Source organism: Hymenobacter nivis, assembly GCF_006439025.1.
GTDB classification, from domain to species: Bacteria; Bacteroidota; Bacteroidia; order Cytophagales; family Hymenobacteraceae; genus Hymenobacter; species Hymenobacter nivis_A.
The window spans coordinates 1-1042 of the sequence record NZ_RCYZ01000021.1 but is presented as its reverse complement, the minus strand read 5'-3'; the positions used below and the strand labels follow the sequence as shown (position 1 = coordinate 1042).

The window sequence follows — 1042 nt, the reverse complement described above, 5'->3', positions numbered from 1 at the left end:
GTGGTTTGGGCTCCTCCCCGTTCGCTCGCCACTACTTGGGGAATCATTGTTATTTTCTTTTCCTGCAGGTACTTAGATGTTTCAGTTCCCTGCGTTTGCCGCCGCTGGACTAGCCAGTCGGCTCACGACTCTTCCAGTCGCGGGGTTGCCCCATTCGGAAACGCTCGGATCAACGGGTATGTGCCCCTCCCCAAGCCTTATCGCAGCTTATCGCGTCCTTCTTCGCCTCTGAGACCCTAGGCATCCCCCGTGTGCTCTTGCTTACTTCGCTTTCGCAACGTGTTTTCCTAAGAAAACCYGCCGTCCTCCGAAAAGAAACGGCGCGCTGCGCTTCGTTTTTGTTACCCCTTACGTCAAAGAACGTGTACTAACCTAAAACGGCCAGTAGTGCATGATAAACTCCTATYRAGCTTATCATTATATTCAACTTTGAACACACTTATATAAGTGTGTTATAGTGGAGAATAACGGAGTCGAACCGTTGACCCCCTGCGTGCAAGGCAGGTGCTCTAGCCAGCTGAGCTAATCCCCCATGCTTGACTCCAACAGAATCCCGCTGCAATCAGTGGGCCTGCCTGGACTCGAACCAGGGACCTCTACATTATCAGTGTAGCGCTCTAACCACCTGAGCTACAAGCCCGAGTTTCTATTGAATTTTCAATATCAACAGAATTCGATTCAAAATTATTTGAATGAGGAAACAGACGCGCAGTAATTATTATTGAAACGAGTTGGCTGGCCCCGTCGGGGGCGAAGCGGCTCCAGAAAGGAGGTGATCCAGCCGCACCTTCCGGTACGGCTACCTTGTTACGACTTAGCCCTAGTTACCTGTTCTACCCTAACCGGCTTCGTTGCGGAGCACCGGCTTCAGGTCTACCAAACTTCCATGGCTTGACGGGCGGTGTGTACAAGGCCCGGGAACGTATTCACCGCGCCATTGCTGATGCGCGATTACTAGTGATTCCAGCTTCACGGAGTCGAGTTGCAGACTCCGATCCGAACTGAGAACGGCTTTTCGGGATTGGCGCACCATCGCTGGTTG

General features: G+C 52.2%; 2 tRNA genes and 2 rRNA genes. All 4 read right to left on the bottom strand.

What is annotated here, in order from left to right:
• Positions 1–271 (bottom strand): 23S ribosomal RNA (locus EAH73_RS22905); the annotation flags it as partial.
• 187 nt (positions 272–458) lie between these two features.
• Positions 459–532: transfer RNA gene (locus EAH73_RS22900), tRNA-Ala, on the bottom strand.
• A 34-nt stretch (positions 533–566) separates the two neighbouring features.
• Positions 567–640: transfer RNA gene (locus EAH73_RS22895), tRNA-Ile, on the bottom strand.
• A 125-nt stretch (positions 641–765) separates the two neighbouring features.
• Positions 766–1042: ribosomal RNA gene (locus EAH73_RS22890) — 16S ribosomal RNA — on the bottom strand; the annotation flags it as partial.